18 protein-coding genes are annotated in these 14,071 nt (G+C 60.6%); 10 read left to right on the top strand and 8 right to left on the bottom strand.

Going from position 1 to position 14,071, the window contains the following annotated elements; all coding sequences use genetic code 11:
• Positions 1 to 47: 47 nt before the first annotated feature.
• Positions 48 to 1,124 (bottom strand): 3-deoxy-7-phosphoheptulonate synthase, encoded by a 1,077-nt coding sequence (locus tag DLD99_RS20145; RefSeq protein WP_114884576.1) that lies wholly within the window; start codon positions 1,122 to 1,124, stop codon positions 48 to 50.
• Positions 1,125 to 1,253: 129 nt separating this feature from the next.
• Positions 1,254 to 1,697, bottom strand: coding sequence for a PilZ domain-containing protein (locus DLD99_RS20140; RefSeq protein WP_085710771.1), 444 nt, complete (start codon positions 1,695 to 1,697; stop codon positions 1,254 to 1,256).
• Between DLD99_RS20140 and DLD99_RS20135 the strand changes: the two genes are divergently transcribed.
• From DLD99_RS20135 to cysB, 5 genes are all read left to right on the top strand, one after another.
• Positions 1,696 to 2,082, top strand: a complete 387-nt coding sequence (locus DLD99_RS20135; protein ID WP_114884574.1) for a thioredoxin family protein — start codon at positions 1,696 to 1,698, stop codon at positions 2,080 to 2,082. The two genes, DLD99_RS20140 and DLD99_RS20135, sit on opposite strands and share 2 nt — an antisense overlap.
• Positions 2,082 to 3,038, top strand: coding sequence for a putative 2-dehydropantoate 2-reductase (locus tag DLD99_RS20130; RefSeq protein ID WP_114884572.1), 957 nt, complete (start codon positions 2,082 to 2,084; stop codon positions 3,036 to 3,038). Before DLD99_RS20135 ends, DLD99_RS20130 begins: the two co-directional genes overlap by 1 nt.
• Positions 3,039 to 3,069: 31 nt before the next feature.
• On the top strand, positions 3,070 to 3,975 hold the full coding sequence (locus DLD99_RS20125; protein ID WP_085730576.1) for a 5'-nucleotidase: 906 nt from the start codon (positions 3,070 to 3,072) through the stop codon (positions 3,973 to 3,975).
• A gap of 98 nt (positions 3,976 to 4,073) precedes the next feature.
• Positions 4,074 to 4,577 carry a universal stress protein gene (locus tag DLD99_RS20120; protein WP_085710767.1) on the top strand — a complete coding sequence of 168 codons (504 nt, stop codon included), beginning with the start codon at positions 4,074 to 4,076 and terminating at the stop codon, positions 4,575 to 4,577.
• A 113-nt stretch (positions 4,578 to 4,690) separates the two neighbouring features.
• Entirely contained in the window at positions 4,691 to 5,665 is a 975-nt protein-coding gene (cysB, locus tag DLD99_RS20115; protein WP_007955684.1) for an HTH-type transcriptional regulator CysB, read from the top strand.
• Between the two features lie 8 nt (positions 5,666 to 5,673).
• On the opposite strand, the gene DLD99_RS20110 is transcribed toward cysB, so the two are convergent.
• Together DLD99_RS20110 and DLD99_RS20105 are read right to left on the bottom strand one after the other, a co-directional pair.
• Positions 5,674 to 6,156 (bottom strand): GreA/GreB family elongation factor, encoded by a 483-nt coding sequence (locus DLD99_RS20110; RefSeq protein ID WP_114884570.1) that lies wholly within the window; start codon positions 6,154 to 6,156, stop codon positions 5,674 to 5,676.
• A gap of 2 nt (positions 6,157 to 6,158) precedes the next feature.
• Complete coding sequence (locus DLD99_RS20105) at positions 6,159 to 6,566, bottom strand: hypothetical protein (RefSeq protein ID WP_114884568.1); 408 nt, start codon at positions 6,564 to 6,566, stop codon at positions 6,159 to 6,161.
• A 124-nt stretch (positions 6,567 to 6,690) separates the two neighbouring features.
• On the opposite strand from DLD99_RS20105, the gene earP reads away from it, so the two are divergent.
• Both earP and DLD99_RS20095 read left to right on the top strand, forming a co-directional pair.
• Complete coding sequence (earP, locus tag DLD99_RS20100) at positions 6,691 to 7,833, top strand: elongation factor P maturation arginine rhamnosyltransferase EarP (RefSeq protein ID WP_114884566.1); 1,143 nt, start codon at positions 6,691 to 6,693, stop codon at positions 7,831 to 7,833.
• A 48-nt stretch (positions 7,834 to 7,881) separates the two neighbouring features.
• Entirely contained in the window at positions 7,882 to 8,451 is a 570-nt protein-coding gene (locus DLD99_RS20095) for an elongation factor P (protein ID WP_003226785.1), read from the top strand.
• 78 nt (positions 8,452 to 8,529) lie between these two features.
• Here the strand turns inward: DLD99_RS20095 and DLD99_RS20090 are convergent, their stop codons facing one another.
• From DLD99_RS20090 to DLD99_RS20080, 3 genes are all read right to left on the bottom strand, one after another.
• Entirely contained in the window at positions 8,530 to 8,949 is a 420-nt protein-coding gene (locus DLD99_RS20090; RefSeq protein ID WP_085710763.1) for an organic hydroperoxide resistance protein, read from the bottom strand.
• 278 nt (positions 8,950 to 9,227) lie between these two features.
• Positions 9,228 to 9,692 carry a MarR family winged helix-turn-helix transcriptional regulator gene (locus DLD99_RS20085; protein ID WP_114884564.1) on the bottom strand — a complete coding sequence of 155 codons (465 nt, stop codon included), beginning with the start codon at positions 9,690 to 9,692 and terminating at the stop codon, positions 9,228 to 9,230.
• A gap of 83 nt (positions 9,693 to 9,775) precedes the next feature.
• Positions 9,776 to 10,732, bottom strand: a complete 957-nt coding sequence (locus DLD99_RS20080) for a LysR family transcriptional regulator (protein WP_114884562.1) — start codon at positions 10,730 to 10,732, stop codon at positions 9,776 to 9,778.
• Positions 10,733 to 10,844: 112 nt separating this feature from the next.
• Between DLD99_RS20080 and DLD99_RS20075 the strand changes: the two genes are divergently transcribed.
• Positions 10,845 to 11,594, top strand: a complete 750-nt coding sequence (locus tag DLD99_RS20075; protein WP_167443783.1) for a sulfite exporter TauE/SafE family protein — start codon at positions 10,845 to 10,847, stop codon at positions 11,592 to 11,594.
• Here DLD99_RS20075 and DLD99_RS20070 read toward each other — a convergent pair.
• Positions 11,584 to 12,438 (bottom strand): LysR substrate-binding domain-containing protein, encoded by an 855-nt coding sequence (locus DLD99_RS20070; protein WP_170931623.1) that lies wholly within the window; start codon positions 12,436 to 12,438, stop codon positions 11,584 to 11,586. The two genes, DLD99_RS20075 and DLD99_RS20070, sit on opposite strands and share 11 nt — an antisense overlap.
• Positions 12,439 to 12,535: 97 nt before the next feature.
• Here DLD99_RS20070 and DLD99_RS20065 point away from each other — a divergent pair, with 97 nt between their 5' ends.
• On the top strand, positions 12,536 to 12,751 hold the full coding sequence (locus tag DLD99_RS20065) for a DUF1127 domain-containing protein (RefSeq protein ID WP_114884556.1): 216 nt from the start codon (positions 12,536 to 12,538) through the stop codon (positions 12,749 to 12,751).
• Between the two features lie 64 nt (positions 12,752 to 12,815).
• Entirely contained in the window at positions 12,816 to 14,042 is a 1,227-nt protein-coding gene (locus tag DLD99_RS20060) for a winged helix-turn-helix domain-containing protein (RefSeq protein ID WP_114884554.1), read from the top strand.
• The last annotated feature ends 29 nt before the right edge of the window (positions 14,043 to 14,071 follow it).

Raw genomic sequence — 14,071 nt, 5'->3', positions numbered from 1 at the left:
AAACGCCGGGCAATGCCCGGCGTTTTTTTATGCCTGCGAAACGGCTGTCAGCCGCGCTGACGTTTCGGCAGTACATCCTTGAGCTTGGCGTGCATGCTGCGAAGGGTGTTTTCGGTGGCCGACCAGTCGATGCAGGCATCGGTGATCGAAACGCCATATTGCAGGTCGGCGAGGTCTTTCGGAATCGCCTGGCAGCCCCAGTTCAGGTGACTCTCGACCATCAGGCCGATGATCGACTGGTTGCCTTCGAGGATCTGGTTGGCGACGTTCTCCATCACCAGCGGTTGCAGGGCCGGATCCTTGTTGGAGTTGGCGTGGCTGCAATCGACCATGATGTTCGGCTTGATCTTCGCCTTGTTCAGCGCCTGTTCGCACAGGGCGACGCTGACCGAATCGTAGTTCGGCTTGCCGTTGCCGCCGCGCAGCACCACGTGACCGTAGGCGTTGCCCTTGGTGGTGACGATCGACACGCCACCTTCCTGGTTGATACCCAGGAAACGGTGCGGGCTGGAGACCGACTGCAAGGCGTTGATCGCCACGGTCAGGCCGCCATCAGTGCCGTTCTTGAAGCCGACTGCCGAGGACAGGCCGGAAGCCATTTCGCGGTGGGTCTGGGATTCGGTGGTGCGGGCGCCGATGGCCGACCAACTGATCAGATCCTGCAGGTACTGCGGGGAGATCGGGTCGAGGGCTTCGGTCGCGGTCGGCAGGCCTTTCTCGGCCAGGTCCAGCAGCAGCTGGCGACCGATGTGCAGGCCGTCCTGGATCTTGAACGAGTCGTCCAGGTACGGGTCGTTGATCAGGCCTTTCCAGCCGACGGTGGTCCGCGGTTTTTCGAAGTACACGCGCATGACCAGATACAAGGTGTCCGACACTTCCGCCGCCAGCACCTTCAGGCGCTCGGCGTACTCGTGGGCAGCCTTGATGTCGTGGATCGAGCAAGGCCCGATGACCACGAACAGACGGTGGTCGGTGCCATCGAGAATATTGCGGATGACTTCGCGACCCTTGGTGACGGTGCGCAGGGCAGCGTCGCTCAGAGGGATATCACGCTTGAGCTGATCGGGAGTGATCAGGGTCTCGTTGGAAGCGACGTTCAGGTCGTTGATCGGTAAATCAGCCATCGTTTACTCGTCAGGTCACGGGTGCCGGCCGCCAGCGATCCCCGCGCGGCGGAGCACAGCAGATTTAAGCGCGTCGGGGAGCCGAACCTTAGCGCGTCAGGCGCCTGTCGACAATGGGCAAGTCACTGTTCAGTCCAGTACTGGCTGCGCAAAAGCCTTGCGAACGGTGTCGTGGGAGAACTCGTCGGCGTGTTGTTCGACCCATTGCAGGGCCAGGGCCTGAATATCCTGGAGGTCGTCGTGGGCGTCGTTGAGTCGGCAATAGCGTTCGATCTGACACACCTGCTCACCCATTCGGGCGCTGAACAGGGTCTGCTCGTCGGTGAAGGCGATACCCACCAGATAGCCTTTCTTGCGCCGCAGGCACCAGGCCACGTAGCCCGGATAACAGATGTCGGCATTGAGCGTCGGCATGCGCACCTGCAGCGCGGTGCCATGGCGCCAGGCGCGGTGGTAATTGCAAGCGATGCCGCCGAGGCTGATAGTGTGCAGCTGTTGCCGCGAAATACACTCAGGTTTGAGCAACGTTAATTCGACGGGCACATCATCCGGATGAGGAATAAACCGTCCCATGAGCACAGACTCCCTGTGTCGGCCATCTGACATTGTTTCCCCCAGTATAGTGTTCGAATCCGAACTGACCGATTTCGACGCCGACCAACGGCTGCTGGCGATGAACGGCGTTTCGCTGGTGATCTTCACCAGCGTCGGCTGCTCCAGTTGCCGTTATGCCCGCGAGGTGTTGCCGGGGCTGGATCTGGCAGTCGATCGCCTGTGCTGGATCGACGCTGGCGACAACGGCGGTCTGGTCGAGCGTTATCAGGTCTTTCATTTGCCGGCGCTGTTCGTGGTGCGCGACGGCGAGTTCTTTGGGGCAGTACACACGCGTCTGAATGCCGCTGAGCTGAACGCAGCCGTGGCACAGGCGCTGGGTCGAATTGCAGAGGAGTTGCCGTGATGGGGGCAGTCGTCAAAAAAACGGTGGTAGGGATTATCGGCACCGGCGCAATCGGAGGGTTTTACGGCCTGATGCTGGCCCGGGCCGGATTCGATGTGCACTTTTTGCTGCGCAGCGAGTTTTCCGCGGTCGCCGAGCGCGGTTTGCAGGTGGACAGCGCGGTTCACGGCACACTGACGCTGAACCCGGTGCAGGCCTATTCATCGGCTGAGGACATGCCGCCCTGTGACTGGTTGCTGGTTGGCGCCAAGACCACCAGCAACGCTGGCCTGGCGCCGTCGATCATTCAGGCGGCGAAACCCGACGCGAAAGTGCTGGTGCTGCAGAACGGCCTCGACGTGGAAGACAGCTTGCGGGCGTTGTTGCCCGATTCCCTGCACTTGCTGGGCGGCCTGTGCCTGATCTGCGTTCACCGGGAAGGTCCGGGCCACATCACCCATCAGGCGCTCGGGGCGGTGAACGTCGGTTATCACAGCGGCCCGGCAGCCGATGATGCGGCGCGCATGGCGATTGTCGAGGAGGGCGTCGGTCTGTTCCGTGCCGCCGGCATCGACTCCCATGCCATGCCGAACCTGCACCAGGCGCGCTGGCAGAAACTGGTCTGGAACATTCCCTACAATGGTCTTTCGGTGTTGCTCGGGGCGAGTACCACGCCGCTGATGGCCGATGCCGACAGCCGCGTGCAGATCCAGGCGCTGATGGCTGAAGTGGTGCAGGGCGCCAAGGCCTGTGGCCATGACATGCCGCCCGGTTACGCCGAGTACCTGTTCATGATGACCGAGAAAATGCCCGACTACTGGCCGAGCATGTACCACGATTTTCTGCACAAGCGACCGCTGGAACTGGACGCCATCTACGCTCGACCTTTGGCGGCGGCAAAAGCGGCAGGTTGCGAACTGCCGCGAATCGAGGCGTTGTATCGCCATTTGCGTTTCATCGACCGGCGTAACACCTGAGTCGATTCTTTGAGGGGATCTGGGGGAAGGCATGGCCAAGAACATCGATGACAAACTGGTGCTGGCGATTTCGTCCCGTGCCCTGTTCGATCTGAGCGAGAGTCACAAGGTCTACCTGTCGAGCGGCGTCGAAGCCTACCGGCAATATCAGATCGAGCACGAAGACGAAATCCTCGCGCCGGGCGATGCCTTTCCGCTGGTGGAAAAACTGCTCAACCTCAACAGTCGCCTTGGCCGCGCCCGGGTCGAGGTGATTCTGGTGTCGCGCAACAGTGCCGACACCGGCCTGCGGGTGTTCAACTCGATCGATCACTACGGCCTGGCGATTTCCCGTGCGGCGTTTGTCGGCGGGCGCAGTCCTTATCCTTATCTCAAGGCGTTCGGCTGCGACCTGTTTCTTTCCACTCATGCTGAGGACGTGCGCTCGGCGCTGGACAACGGCTTTGCGGCGGCGACGATTCTTTCCGGTGGCGCCAGCCGTGCGGCCAGCGATGAGTTGCGCATTGCCTTCGACGGTGACGCGGTGCTGTTTTCCGACGAGTCGGAGCGGGTCTATCAGTCCGGAGGGCTCGAAGCCTTTCAGGCCAAGGAGCGTGAATCCGCTCGCGAGCCGTTGCGCGGCGGGCCGTTCAAGGGCTTCCTCGCAGCGCTCAATCTGTTGCAGCGTGAGTTCCCTGACGATAACTGCCCGATCCGCACCGCACTGGTCACCGCGCGTTCGGCGCCGGCTCACGAACGGGTGATCCGCACCTTGCGTGAGTGGGACATCCGTCTGGACGAGTCGCTGTTCCTCGGCGGATTGACGAAGTCGGCATTCCTCGAAGCCTTTGCCGCCGACGTGTTTTTCGACGATCAGGCCGGTCACTGCGAGTTGGCCCGCGAGGTGGTTGCCACCGGCCATGTCCCCCACGGCATCAGCAACGAACCGGCGGTCTAAAGCCCTCGTGGTTCAAGACGTTGCGTCGCACGTCGTACTCGCCAAGGCACTGCTAAGCTGAATCAAATCTCCGCCATGTTGGCTTGCGAGGAGGTCATATGATTCGTTCGATGCTGTATGCCACTGACCTCGGTCTGTACGCACCGTTAGTGATGCAGCATGCCCTGGCGATGGCGCGAACATTCAATGCCGACTTGTATGTGGTGCACGCGGTGGAACCCATGGGGTTGTTTGCCGAGTCGGTGTTGCAGAGCTATCTCGACGAACAGGCGTTGAACGAATTTCACAGTCAGGGTCTGAAAACCGTCATCGCCAATATCGAGCAACGGGTGCTCGACAGTTTTCGCGAAGAACTGGGGGACGAGGGCGAGCAGGATCTGCTGCGGATTCGTGCGGTGCGGGTGCTGCAGGGCGATCCGTCGCAGGTGATTCTCGACCAGGTCCAGAAACTCTCCGTCGATTTGCTGATCGTAGGAAGTCACAGCCACGGGGTCGGGGCGGAAACACCCTTGGGGCGCACGGCGACGCGATTGCTGCAATTGTCCAAGGTGCCGGTTTACATGGTGCCGCTGGTGGAGCGTCGGCGCCGGGAGGATCGCTGAGACGGTAATAATGGCGTTTTGATAAAAAAGTTCTAGATTTATTCTTCAAACCATTAATATAGTTATATACCGTCGCTGATGCCCGTGGCGTCTACCTGCTTTGAGGGATTCATATGAAGCTTCAACAATTGCGCTACATCTGGGAAGTGGCGCACCACGACCTCAACGTTTCCGCTACAGCCCAAAGTCTCTACACCTCGCAACCGGGCATCAGTAAGCAAATCCGTCTGCTGGAAGACGAACTGGGCGTCGAAGTGTTCGCCCGCAGTGGCAAACACCTGACCCGCGTCACCCCGGCCGGCGAGCGCATCATCACCACCGCCGGTGAGATTCTGCGCAAGGTCGAAAGCATCAAGCAGATCGCCCAGGAATTCTCCAACGAGAAAAAAGGCACCCTGTCGATCGCCACCACGCACACCCAGGCACGTTATGCACTGCCGCCGGTGATCAGCAATTTCATCAAGCAATACCCGGACGTGGCGCTGCACATGCACCAGGGTTCGCCGATGCAGATCGCCGAAATGGCTGCTGACGGCACCGTGGATTTCGCCATTGCCACCGAAGCGCTGGAGCTGTTCGGCGACCTGGTGATGATGCCGTGCTACCGCTGGAACCGCTGCGTGGTCGTGCCTCAGGGCCACCCGCTGACCAAGCTGCCGAAGCTGACCCTCGAAGCACTGGCCGAATACCCGATCGTGACTTATGTGTTCGGTTTCACCGGCCGTTCGAAACTCGACGAAGCCTTCAGCCATCGCGGCCTGACGCCGAAAGTGGTGTTCACCGCCGCCGACGCCGACGTGATCAAAACCTACGTACGCCTGGGTCTGGGTGTCGGCATCGTGGCGAAAATGGCGGTCGATACCAAACTCGACAACGACCTGGTGGTGCTCGATGCCAGCGAACTGTTCGAGTCCAGCGTGACCAAGATCGGTTTCCGTCGCGGCACTTTCCTGCGTGGCTTCATGTGCGATTTCATCGAGAAATTCGCACCGCACCTGACCCGCGAAGTCATGGCCAAGGCCATCCAGTGCCACAACAAGCAAGAACTCGAAGAGCTGTTCGAAGGCGTCGAACTGCCGGTTCACTAAGCTCCTGTCTACAGCACCTCGGTGACAGCGAACTGTTGCCGGGTGCCCGCCACCAGAATCTCCACCTCATCACCCTCGAACTTGCCCAGCAGGCTTTTGCCCAGCGGCGAGCGTGGGGTGATCACGGTGACCGGCTGACCGACCACGTCGACTTTCAGGCCCGCCGCATCCGGCGCCAGAAACAGCCATTGCTCGCGACCCTTTTCGTCTTCCAGACCGAGCAGGGCACCGATTTCAATCCCGCGTTGATCGTCATAGGCCCGAAGCGTCAGGTTCTGGCAGACCGCCAGTGACTGGCGGATCTCCTCGACCCGTTTCGCTTGCCCGGCCGCCAGGTACGACGCCTCGAGCCCCAGGGTGTCGTACTTGTTTTCAGCGATGTTCTCTTCGTGGGTCGCGGTTTCGTAAGCGGTTTGTGCCGCGCGCTCGGCGATGTCGAGGTCGACGCGCAGCTTGTCGAGAATCAGTTGGTGGACGGCGTGCTTGTTCATGATCAATCGCAGAATTGCAGGACGTTGGCGCGGCTCTTTTCGCTTGGGGCCGTCTGATCCTGCTGGAGCCAGAACTGGCATTTCGGATTCGACTGGTTGCGCGTGCTGCTGCGGGCCTGATCCAGGCGATTCTGCTGTTCGTTCTTGCGCAGGTTTTCTTCGTACTGCTCGAACAGGCGGTTTTGCGGCTCGGGCTCGGGCTGCGGCTGGGCGACTGCCGCAGGCTTGCTCAGTTGTTGCACCGCATCCGCCACCGGTTGCAGTTGGCGGCTGAACAGCATCGAAGCGAGCCAGCACGTCAGCGCAATGGCCAGGAAACCCAGCCACAGACCCAGGGCAATGCTGCCGGTCAATTGCAGCGCGCTAAGCTGGACAGGCAAGGGACGACGCGTGTTTGGGCGGTAGGGCATGGCTGCCTCCTGGCGGATGATTGCGGGCAAGTGGCGATTGTCGCACGAAGATTAATTGTCGTCGGCTCTTCTGCACGCGGACATTTATGCGGACAATCGGCGCTTTTGCCAACGGGAGTCTTGAATGGCGCAACCGAAAACCCGCTGGGACATCTTTTGCACCGTGGTCGACAACTATGGCGATATCGGCGTGACATGGCGTCTGGCCCGGCAATTGGCGGCCGAGCATGCGCTGGTGGTGCGGCTGTGGGTCGATGATCTGCGTGCGTTCGAGCGTATTTGCCCGGAACTCGATATCCATCTTGATGCGCAATGGCAGCAGGGCGTTGAAGTCCGGCACTGGCCGACAGAATGGCCGGAAACGGACGCAGCCGACGTGGTCATCGCCGCGTTCGCCTGCCAGTTGCCGAGCGCCTACATGGACGCCATGGCCGAGCGGGAAAAGCCGCCATTGTGGATGAACCTCGACTATCTCAGCGCCGAGGACTGGGTGGTTGGCTGCCACGGTCTGCCTTCGGTGAAGTACAAGTCCGTGCAGAAGATCTTTTTCTTCCCGGGCTTCCAGGCCGGCACTGGCGGACTGTTGCGTGAAAGCGGATTGCTGGACCGGCGTCGGCGGTTTCAGCAGGATCCCGAGTCGCAGCGACAATTCCTGCAAGCCCTGGGGGTCGTTCCTGCGCCCGGTGCGCAACTGATTTCGCTGTTTGCCTACGAGAATGCCGGGCTCGCCAGCTGGCTGGATGTGCTCGCCGCTGATTCGACACCGACTCATCTGCTGGTGCCGGAAGGGCGGATTCTCGGTGATGTCGCGCGCTGGCTCGGAGTCGAGTCACTGGCGGTGGGTGACTTCAATGTGCGTCAGGCGCTCACCGTGCAGGTGCTGCCGTTCGTCCGGCAGGATCAATACGATCAATTGCTTTGGTGCTGCGATTTCAACGCGGTGCGCGGCGAGGACTCGTTCGTCCGTGCGCAATGGGCCGGTCGGCCGATGCTGTGGCACATCTATCAGCAGGACGAAGATATCCATCTGGACAAGCTCGATGCGTTCCTCGCGCTCTATGGAAAAGGCCTTTCGACTGAAGCAGCCGAGGCGATGAACGGTCTTTGGCGGGCCTGGAGTGCCGGGCAGCCTATCGGCCAGCACTGGCTTGAGGCCCGTAAATACTGGCCCGAACTGCAGGAAAATGCCGAAGCATGGTGTCTGGAACAGGCCTTGCAGGCCGATCTTGCGACGGCGCTGGTACAGTTTTACCGAAATTGGATATGATACGCGGCCTAGATTTTTGTAAATCCCATCCAAATTCGGATATTCGCAATGAAAACTGGTAAAGAACTCAAACCCGGTACCGTGATCCGTATCGACAACGATCCTTGGCTGGTTCAGAAAGCTGAATTCACCAAATCGGGCCGTAACAGCGCGATCATGAAGACCAAGCTGAAGAACCTGCTGACCGGTTACAAGACCGAAACCGTTTACGGTGCGGACGACAAGCTGGACGACGTGATCCTCGACCGCAAAGAAGCGACCCTGTCCTTCATCAGCGGCGACACCTACACGTTCATGGACACCACCGACTACACCATGTACGAACTGAACGCCGAAGACATCGAAAGCGTTCTGCCTTTCGTTGAAGAAGGCATGACCGATGTTTGCGAAGCCGTGTTCTTCGAAGAGCGTCTGGTTTCCGTAGAGCTGCCGACCACCATCGTGCGTCAGGTTGACTACACCGAAGGTTCCGCTCGCGGTGACACTTCCGGCAAGGTGATGAAGCCTGCCAAACTGAAGAACGGTACCGAGCTGTCGGTTGCTGACTTCATCGAAATCGGCGACATGATCGAGATCGATACCCGCGAAGGCGGTTCCTACAAAGGCCGTGCGAAATAAGCACTGCTTTTTGCGGAAAGAAAAAGCCCGACCATTGAGTCGGGCTTTTTTGTGCCTGCGATTTTTGCTGCCGGGCAGTTACACGGTCACATGCAGGCGTACATCGACATTGCCACGGGTGGCGTTGGAGTACGGACAGACCTGGTGGGCCGCGTCGACCAGGCTTTGCGCGTCAGCCTGTTCCAGGCCCGGCAGGGCGATGTGCAGGTCGATGTCCAGACCGAAACCACCAGGAATCTGACCGATGCCGACGTGAGCGGTGATCGACGCGTCGTCCGGGATTTTGCGTTTGGTCTGGCTGGCGACGAATTTCAGCGCGCCGATGAAGCAGGCCGAGTAGCCGGCAGCGAACAGTTGCTCAGGGTTGGTGGCCGCGCCGCCGGCACCGCCGAGTTCTTTCGGAGTGGCCAGTTTGACATCGAGGATGTTGTCGCTGGAGATCGCACGACCGTCACGGCCGCCGGTGGAGGTTGCGATTGCGGTGTAGAGAGTTTGCATGGTGTGAGCCTCGTCGAATGTGTGGTTTGTTGCGCTAATTGTTTGCGCGCTAACTAGGTGCGAAGTAAATGTACTTCGCTAATATTTAGTGCGCAAGATAAATTTTTGCGAAAGCACGGAAGCGAGACGTGGATCAGCTCGGGATGAGATCTCAAGCTTTTGATATGAAAGGTTTTTTATAGAAGAAGGAGAGAAAAAAATTTTCGGGGGAGGGGTAAGGCAGAGAAAAATGCGATTTCCCTGCAGGTGCGAGGCTGCTCCTGCAGGGAAGGGGACGCTTAAATCAGGCTGTCCTGCAGATGACCACGCAAGGCCTGCAACTCGGCTTGCAGGTTTTGCAGGCGTTCCAGCGTGAAGCCACTGGCGCCCAGGATGCATGGCGGAACGGTTCGGGCCTTGTCTTTCAGCGCGCGTCCCTGTGCCGTCAGTTCAACGATCACCACCCGTTCATCCTCGCGGCTGCGGGTCCGGCTCAAGAGTCCTTCACCTTCCAGACGTTTGAGCAGCGGGGTCAGCGAACCCGGATCGGTCAGCAGGCGCGTGCTGATTTCTCCGACGGTCAGGCCATCCTTCTCCCATAGCACCATCATCGCCAGATACTGCGGATAGGTCAGGCCAAGCGCTTGCAGCAAAGGCTTGTAGACCTTGGTCATCATCAGTGAGGTGGAATGCAAGGCGAAGCAGGCCTGATTGTCGAGCAGCAGCTCTTCGCAGTGGTCGGTGGTGTTGCGGTCGGTGGTCATGTCAGTGCCTTGAACGGTAATGCGGATGAATCTAGCGCTCGATTGTTTAATGCGCCAGACAATTGTGCCCGGTGGCGAATCGGTCAGTGCCGGCCAAGTTCCCGTTGCAGCGCCAGATCCCACGGTGGCACGGGGCTGAAACGAGTCTTGAGGTATTCCAGCAGCAGGCGGCTGCGGGAGCTGGCCTGTTGTTCCAGACGCAGCGCGTAGATGCCGGTGCTCTCCGGTTTCGGCAACCCGTTTTCACAAAACAGTGGCAGCAACTCGCCACGCAGCAGGTATTCGCTGGCCAGCCAGGTCGGCAGATGCGCGATCCCGAGTCCCGCGAGCGCACCGCAGACCAGCGCCTCGGCGTTGTTGGCGCTCATGCGAATGCGTGCCGGACGGTGCAACTGCATTTGCCCGTCCTGTTCGAATCGCCAGGCGAAGGGCGGGGCGAGGCCATCCCAATCTAGGCCGTCATGTTCGCCCAATTGCGCCGGCTCGCTCGGCACACCCCGACGCTTGAGGTAGTCGGGACTGGCGCAGGCGATGCGCACCATGCTCGCCAGCGGCGTGGCCACCAGTCGGGTGTCGGCCATTTGCCCGGCGCGCAACACCAGATCGACCTTGCCCAGGTTCGAGCCATCCATGTCGACAAAGCTGTCGATCAGATGCAGCTGTACATCCAGGCCCGGATACAGCACCAGAAAGTCGGCAATCACCGGCGCCAGGTGCCGCCGTCCGAACGCTGCCGGCGCATCCACCCGAATCAGGCCTTCCGGTGCGCTGCTCAGGGACACCGCTTCGGCGCGGGCCAGCTGCAGCTCGGCAACGATCCGCCGCGCCCGTTCGGCAAACGCCAGGCCGGCCGGCGTGGCGCGCACTGCGTGAGTGCTGCGAATGAACAACTGGCTGCCGACAGCGCTTTCCAGACTGTCGATACGCCGGGCGACGGCCGAAGGCGTGAGCGGATGTCGGCGTGAGGCAGCGGAAAAACTGCCACTCTCCAGCACATCGAGAAACAGTCCGAGTTGTTCGGTCAATTGATTGGGGTTCATGAATCGGCTCAGTGCCTATGCGAATTTGGCACAGCCATTGTGCGTTGCTGTGCGTTTCCGTGCCAGCGCCGACTGCGTAGGATGGGTCGCCTGACGTATGAGGAATTCTGCTGTGATCGAGTTTTTGCTGTACCTGTTGTTTGGCGCCGCCCTTGGCACCCTGGGTGGGATATTCGGCATCGGTGGCGGCTTGATCGCCATTCCGCTGCTGGGAGTGTGGTTCGGCCTCGATCAACAGATCGCCCAAGGCACGGCGCTGGTGATGGTGGTGCCGAACGTGATGCTGGCGCTGTGGCGTTATCACCAGCGCAACCGCATCGAACTCCGGCACGCGTTGCCGCTGGCGGTGATGGGATTCTGTTTTGCGTGGATCGGCTCGATCTGGGCCGTGGGCATCGACGCGCAAACCATGCGCATCGGTTTTGTCGCGTTCCTCGTGGCGTTGTCGGCCTACAACCTGGTGCGCATGTTCGGCGCGCGCCCGGCAGCGACGTCAGAGATGCGTTATTCATGGCCGTGGCTGGGCGTGCTTGGCGCGGCGTCGGGAACCATGGGCGGTTTGTTCGGGGTCGGCGGGGCAGTGGTGGCGACGCCGGTGCTGACCAGCCTGTTCGGCACCACTCAGGTGGTCGCTCAAGGCTTGTCGCTGGCGCTGGCCTTGCCGAGCACGGGTGTCACGCTGGTGACGTACGCGGTGCACCACGAAGTGGACTGGATGATCGGCCTGCCGCTGGCCCTCGGCGGTCTGGCCAGCATCAGTTGGGGCGTGAAGGTTGCCCACGCGATGCCGGAAAAACTCCTGCGCGGGCTGTTCTGCGGCTTCCTGGTGCTGTGCGCGGTGATGCTCGCCTTTAAAGTTTGAAGCCTTCGACGATGTGCTCGGCCAGGCATTCAGTGATCGGCGACGGATTGTTCAGGTTGCGGATCAGCATGATGCTGGCCTCGGGCAACAGCGGCAGATCCTCGGCAGCCCCGAGAATCCGCAGATCCGGTGTTATCAGGCTTTCCAGTTGCGCGGTGATCGCCAGACCCGCGCTCACCACTGCCATCAATGCCGACAGGCTGGTGCTGTTGTAGGCAATCCGGTATTCGCGGCCCATGGCGTCCAGCGCATTGCAGGCCCACAGGCGGCAGAAGCAATCGCTGTTGAACATCGCCAGCGGCAATGGCGTCTGCTCGTGGGCGCTGAAATTCTGCGCCTCGGCCCAGACAAAACGCTCCTTGCGCAGCAACTGGCCAATCTCGTTGCCCGGCTCGCGGGTGACGATCGACAGATCCAGGTCCGTGCGCTGCAGCAACTGTCGGGTCGACTCGCAATGCACCTCGATCTGGATCAGCGGATAGAACTGGGCGAAGCGCGACAAAATCCCCGGCAGAAAGCGCATCACGTAATCGTCCGGCGTGCCGATCCGCACCGTGCCGACCATGTGCGGTTCGCGCAGAGTGTTGAATACTTCACTGTGCAATTTCAGGATGCGCCGCGCGTAACCGAGCAACACCTGACCTTCAGCGGTGAGGCGCACCTGACGCCCGTCACGCTCGAACAACTGGCGCTGCAACACGTCCTCTTCCAGACGCTTCATCTGCATGCTCACGGCCGATTGGGTGCGGTTGACCATTTCGCCGGCGCGGGTGAAACCGCCCTGATCGGCAATCGCGACAAAGGTGCGCAGCACATCGGTATCGATACTGGGGTACGCCGACAATTGATGAATCTCCGTGATGCTTGCCATCAGAAACATTCGTTGGATTGATCGTAGTCCCGGCGCGAGACTTGAGCCATCCCAAAAAGGAGGCAACACGATGAAAGGTCAAAGAGAGTATGCAGGCGAAGAAAAATTTTCCGGCCATATCGTTTCCGATCTGTTGCACAAGTTTAGCCGCTGGTACGAACTTCACCGTGAACGCGAGTTGCTCGCCAGTCTGAGCGACGAAGCGTTGAAGGACATCGGGGTCAGCCGTGCCGATGTCGAACATGAAGCGATTCGGCCGTTCTGGGACGATCCGATGCATAAATGATGAGGCCATCGCTACACAAACCACTTTGTAGTGAGGTAGGTTGCGAGCAGACATGGAGGTACACATGCCCGCGACTTTGTCCTTTTCCCTTAAACAGGCTCGACGTCTGGCACTGGCTGCCCAAGGGTTTCACGGGCGCCAGCCGCCTACCGTCAAGGCTGCCCACCTCAACCGGCTGATCGAACGCCTCGGCCTGTTGCAGATCGACTCCGTCAATGCCGTGGTGCGCTCGCACTACCTGCCGCTGTTTTCCCGTCTCGGTTCCTATTCTGCTGACTTGCTCGACCAGGCTGCCTGGAGTTCGGGGCGACGCCGTTCGCTGTTCGAATACTGGGGCCATGAAGCGTCGTTGCTGCCGCTGTCGATGTACCCGTTGATGGGCTGGCGCATGCAGCGGGCCAAACGGGGCGAAGGCATTTATCAGCAACTGGCACGTTTTGGCCGTGAGCAACAGGACACCATTCGCCGGGTATTGGCGTCGGTCGAGGATCAGGGCGCACTGGGCGCCGGCAGCCTGTCGACCCGCGAGGAAAAGGCTGGGCCATGGTGGGACTGGAGCGCGGAGAAGCATGCGCTGGAATGGCTGTTTGCCGCTGGCGAAGTGACCGTCGCCGGGCGGCGCGGCTTTGAAAGGCTGTATGACCTGCCGGAGCGAGTGATCCCAACCTCCGTGCTGCAACAACCATTGCCCGATGAGGTCGAGGCGCAGCGCGGTTTGCTGCGGCACGCGGCCGAAGCTCTGGGCGTGGGCACGGAAAAAGACCTGCGTGATTACTTCCGACTGAATCCTTCCGATGCCCGCCCGCGTCTGGCCGAACTGGTCGAGGACGGGCAACTGCTGACCTGTGAAGTCGCCGGTTGGCGCCAGATTGCCTACTCCCTGCCCGAGCCGAAAGTCCCGCGCAAAGTCGAGGCCAGCGCATTGCTATCGCCGTTCGATTCGCTGATCTGGGAGCGCAGTCGCACCGAGCGGCTGTTCGATTTCCGCTATCGGCTGGAGATTTACACGCCGCAGGACAAGCGCGTTTATGGCTATTACGTGCTGCCGTTCCTGCACAACGAACGGATTGCTGCGCGGGTCGATCTGCGCGCCGAACGGGCGGCGGGGCGCCTGGCAGTGCATGCGGTGCACGAGGAAGAAACGGGTCTGGACGAGGCGGGGATGCTGGCCTTGGCGCTGAACCTGCGGCAGATGGCGGATTGGCTGGGGCTTGGGCAGGTGCAACTCAATTGTCAGCGGGAAAGTGCCGGGCGCTTGCGGATGGCTATGGTTCAGATCGGCGGTGACTGAACTGGCCTCATCGCCAGCAGGCTGGCTCC

Origin of the sequence: Pseudomonas kribbensis, assembly GCF_003352185.1 — a bacterium.
Classification (GTDB): domain Bacteria; phylum Pseudomonadota; class Gammaproteobacteria; order Pseudomonadales; family Pseudomonadaceae; genus Aquipseudomonas; species Aquipseudomonas kribbensis.
Note: the sequence above shows the minus strand (reverse complement) of the source record. Positions and strands in the feature narration are given on the sequence as shown.

Coding starts and splice junctions, on each gene's coding strand:
- DLD99_RS20145 (WP_114884576.1), bottom strand. CDS start 1,124: ATGGCTGATTTACCGATCAACGACCTGAACGTCGCTTCCAACGAGACC.
- DLD99_RS20135 (WP_114884574.1), top strand. CDS start 1,696: ATGAGCACAGACTCCCTGTGTCGGCCATCTGACATTGTTTCCCCCAGT.
- DLD99_RS20140 (WP_085710771.1), bottom strand. CDS start 1,697: ATGGGACGGTTTATTCCTCATCCGGATGATGTGCCCGTCGAATTAACG.
- DLD99_RS20130 (WP_114884572.1), top strand. CDS start 2,082: ATGGGGGCAGTCGTCAAAAAAACGGTGGTAGGGATTATCGGCACCGGC.
- DLD99_RS20125 (WP_085730576.1), top strand. CDS start 3,070: ATGGCCAAGAACATCGATGACAAACTGGTGCTGGCGATTTCGTCCCGT.
- DLD99_RS20120 (WP_085710767.1), top strand. CDS start 4,074: ATGATTCGTTCGATGCTGTATGCCACTGACCTCGGTCTGTACGCACCG.
- cysB (WP_007955684.1), top strand. CDS start 4,691: ATGAAGCTTCAACAATTGCGCTACATCTGGGAAGTGGCGCACCACGAC.
- DLD99_RS20110 (WP_114884570.1), bottom strand. CDS start 6,156: ATGAACAAGCACGCCGTCCACCAACTGATTCTCGACAAGCTGCGCGTC.
- DLD99_RS20105 (WP_114884568.1), bottom strand. CDS start 6,566: ATGCCCTACCGCCCAAACACGCGTCGTCCCTTGCCTGTCCAGCTTAGC.
- earP (WP_114884566.1), top strand. CDS start 6,691: ATGGCGCAACCGAAAACCCGCTGGGACATCTTTTGCACCGTGGTCGAC.
- DLD99_RS20095 (WP_003226785.1), top strand. CDS start 7,882: ATGAAAACTGGTAAAGAACTCAAACCCGGTACCGTGATCCGTATCGAC.
- DLD99_RS20090 (WP_085710763.1), bottom strand. CDS start 8,949: ATGCAAACTCTCTACACCGCAATCGCAACCTCCACCGGCGGCCGTGAC.
- DLD99_RS20085 (WP_114884564.1), bottom strand. CDS start 9,692: ATGACCACCGACCGCAACACCACCGACCACTGCGAAGAGCTGCTGCTC.
- DLD99_RS20080 (WP_114884562.1), bottom strand. CDS start 10,732: ATGAACCCCAATCAATTGACCGAACAACTCGGACTGTTTCTCGATGTG.
- DLD99_RS20065 (WP_114884556.1), top strand. CDS start 12,536: ATGAAAGGTCAAAGAGAGTATGCAGGCGAAGAAAAATTTTCCGGCCAT.
- DLD99_RS20060 (WP_114884554.1), top strand. CDS start 12,816: ATGCCCGCGACTTTGTCCTTTTCCCTTAAACAGGCTCGACGTCTGGCA.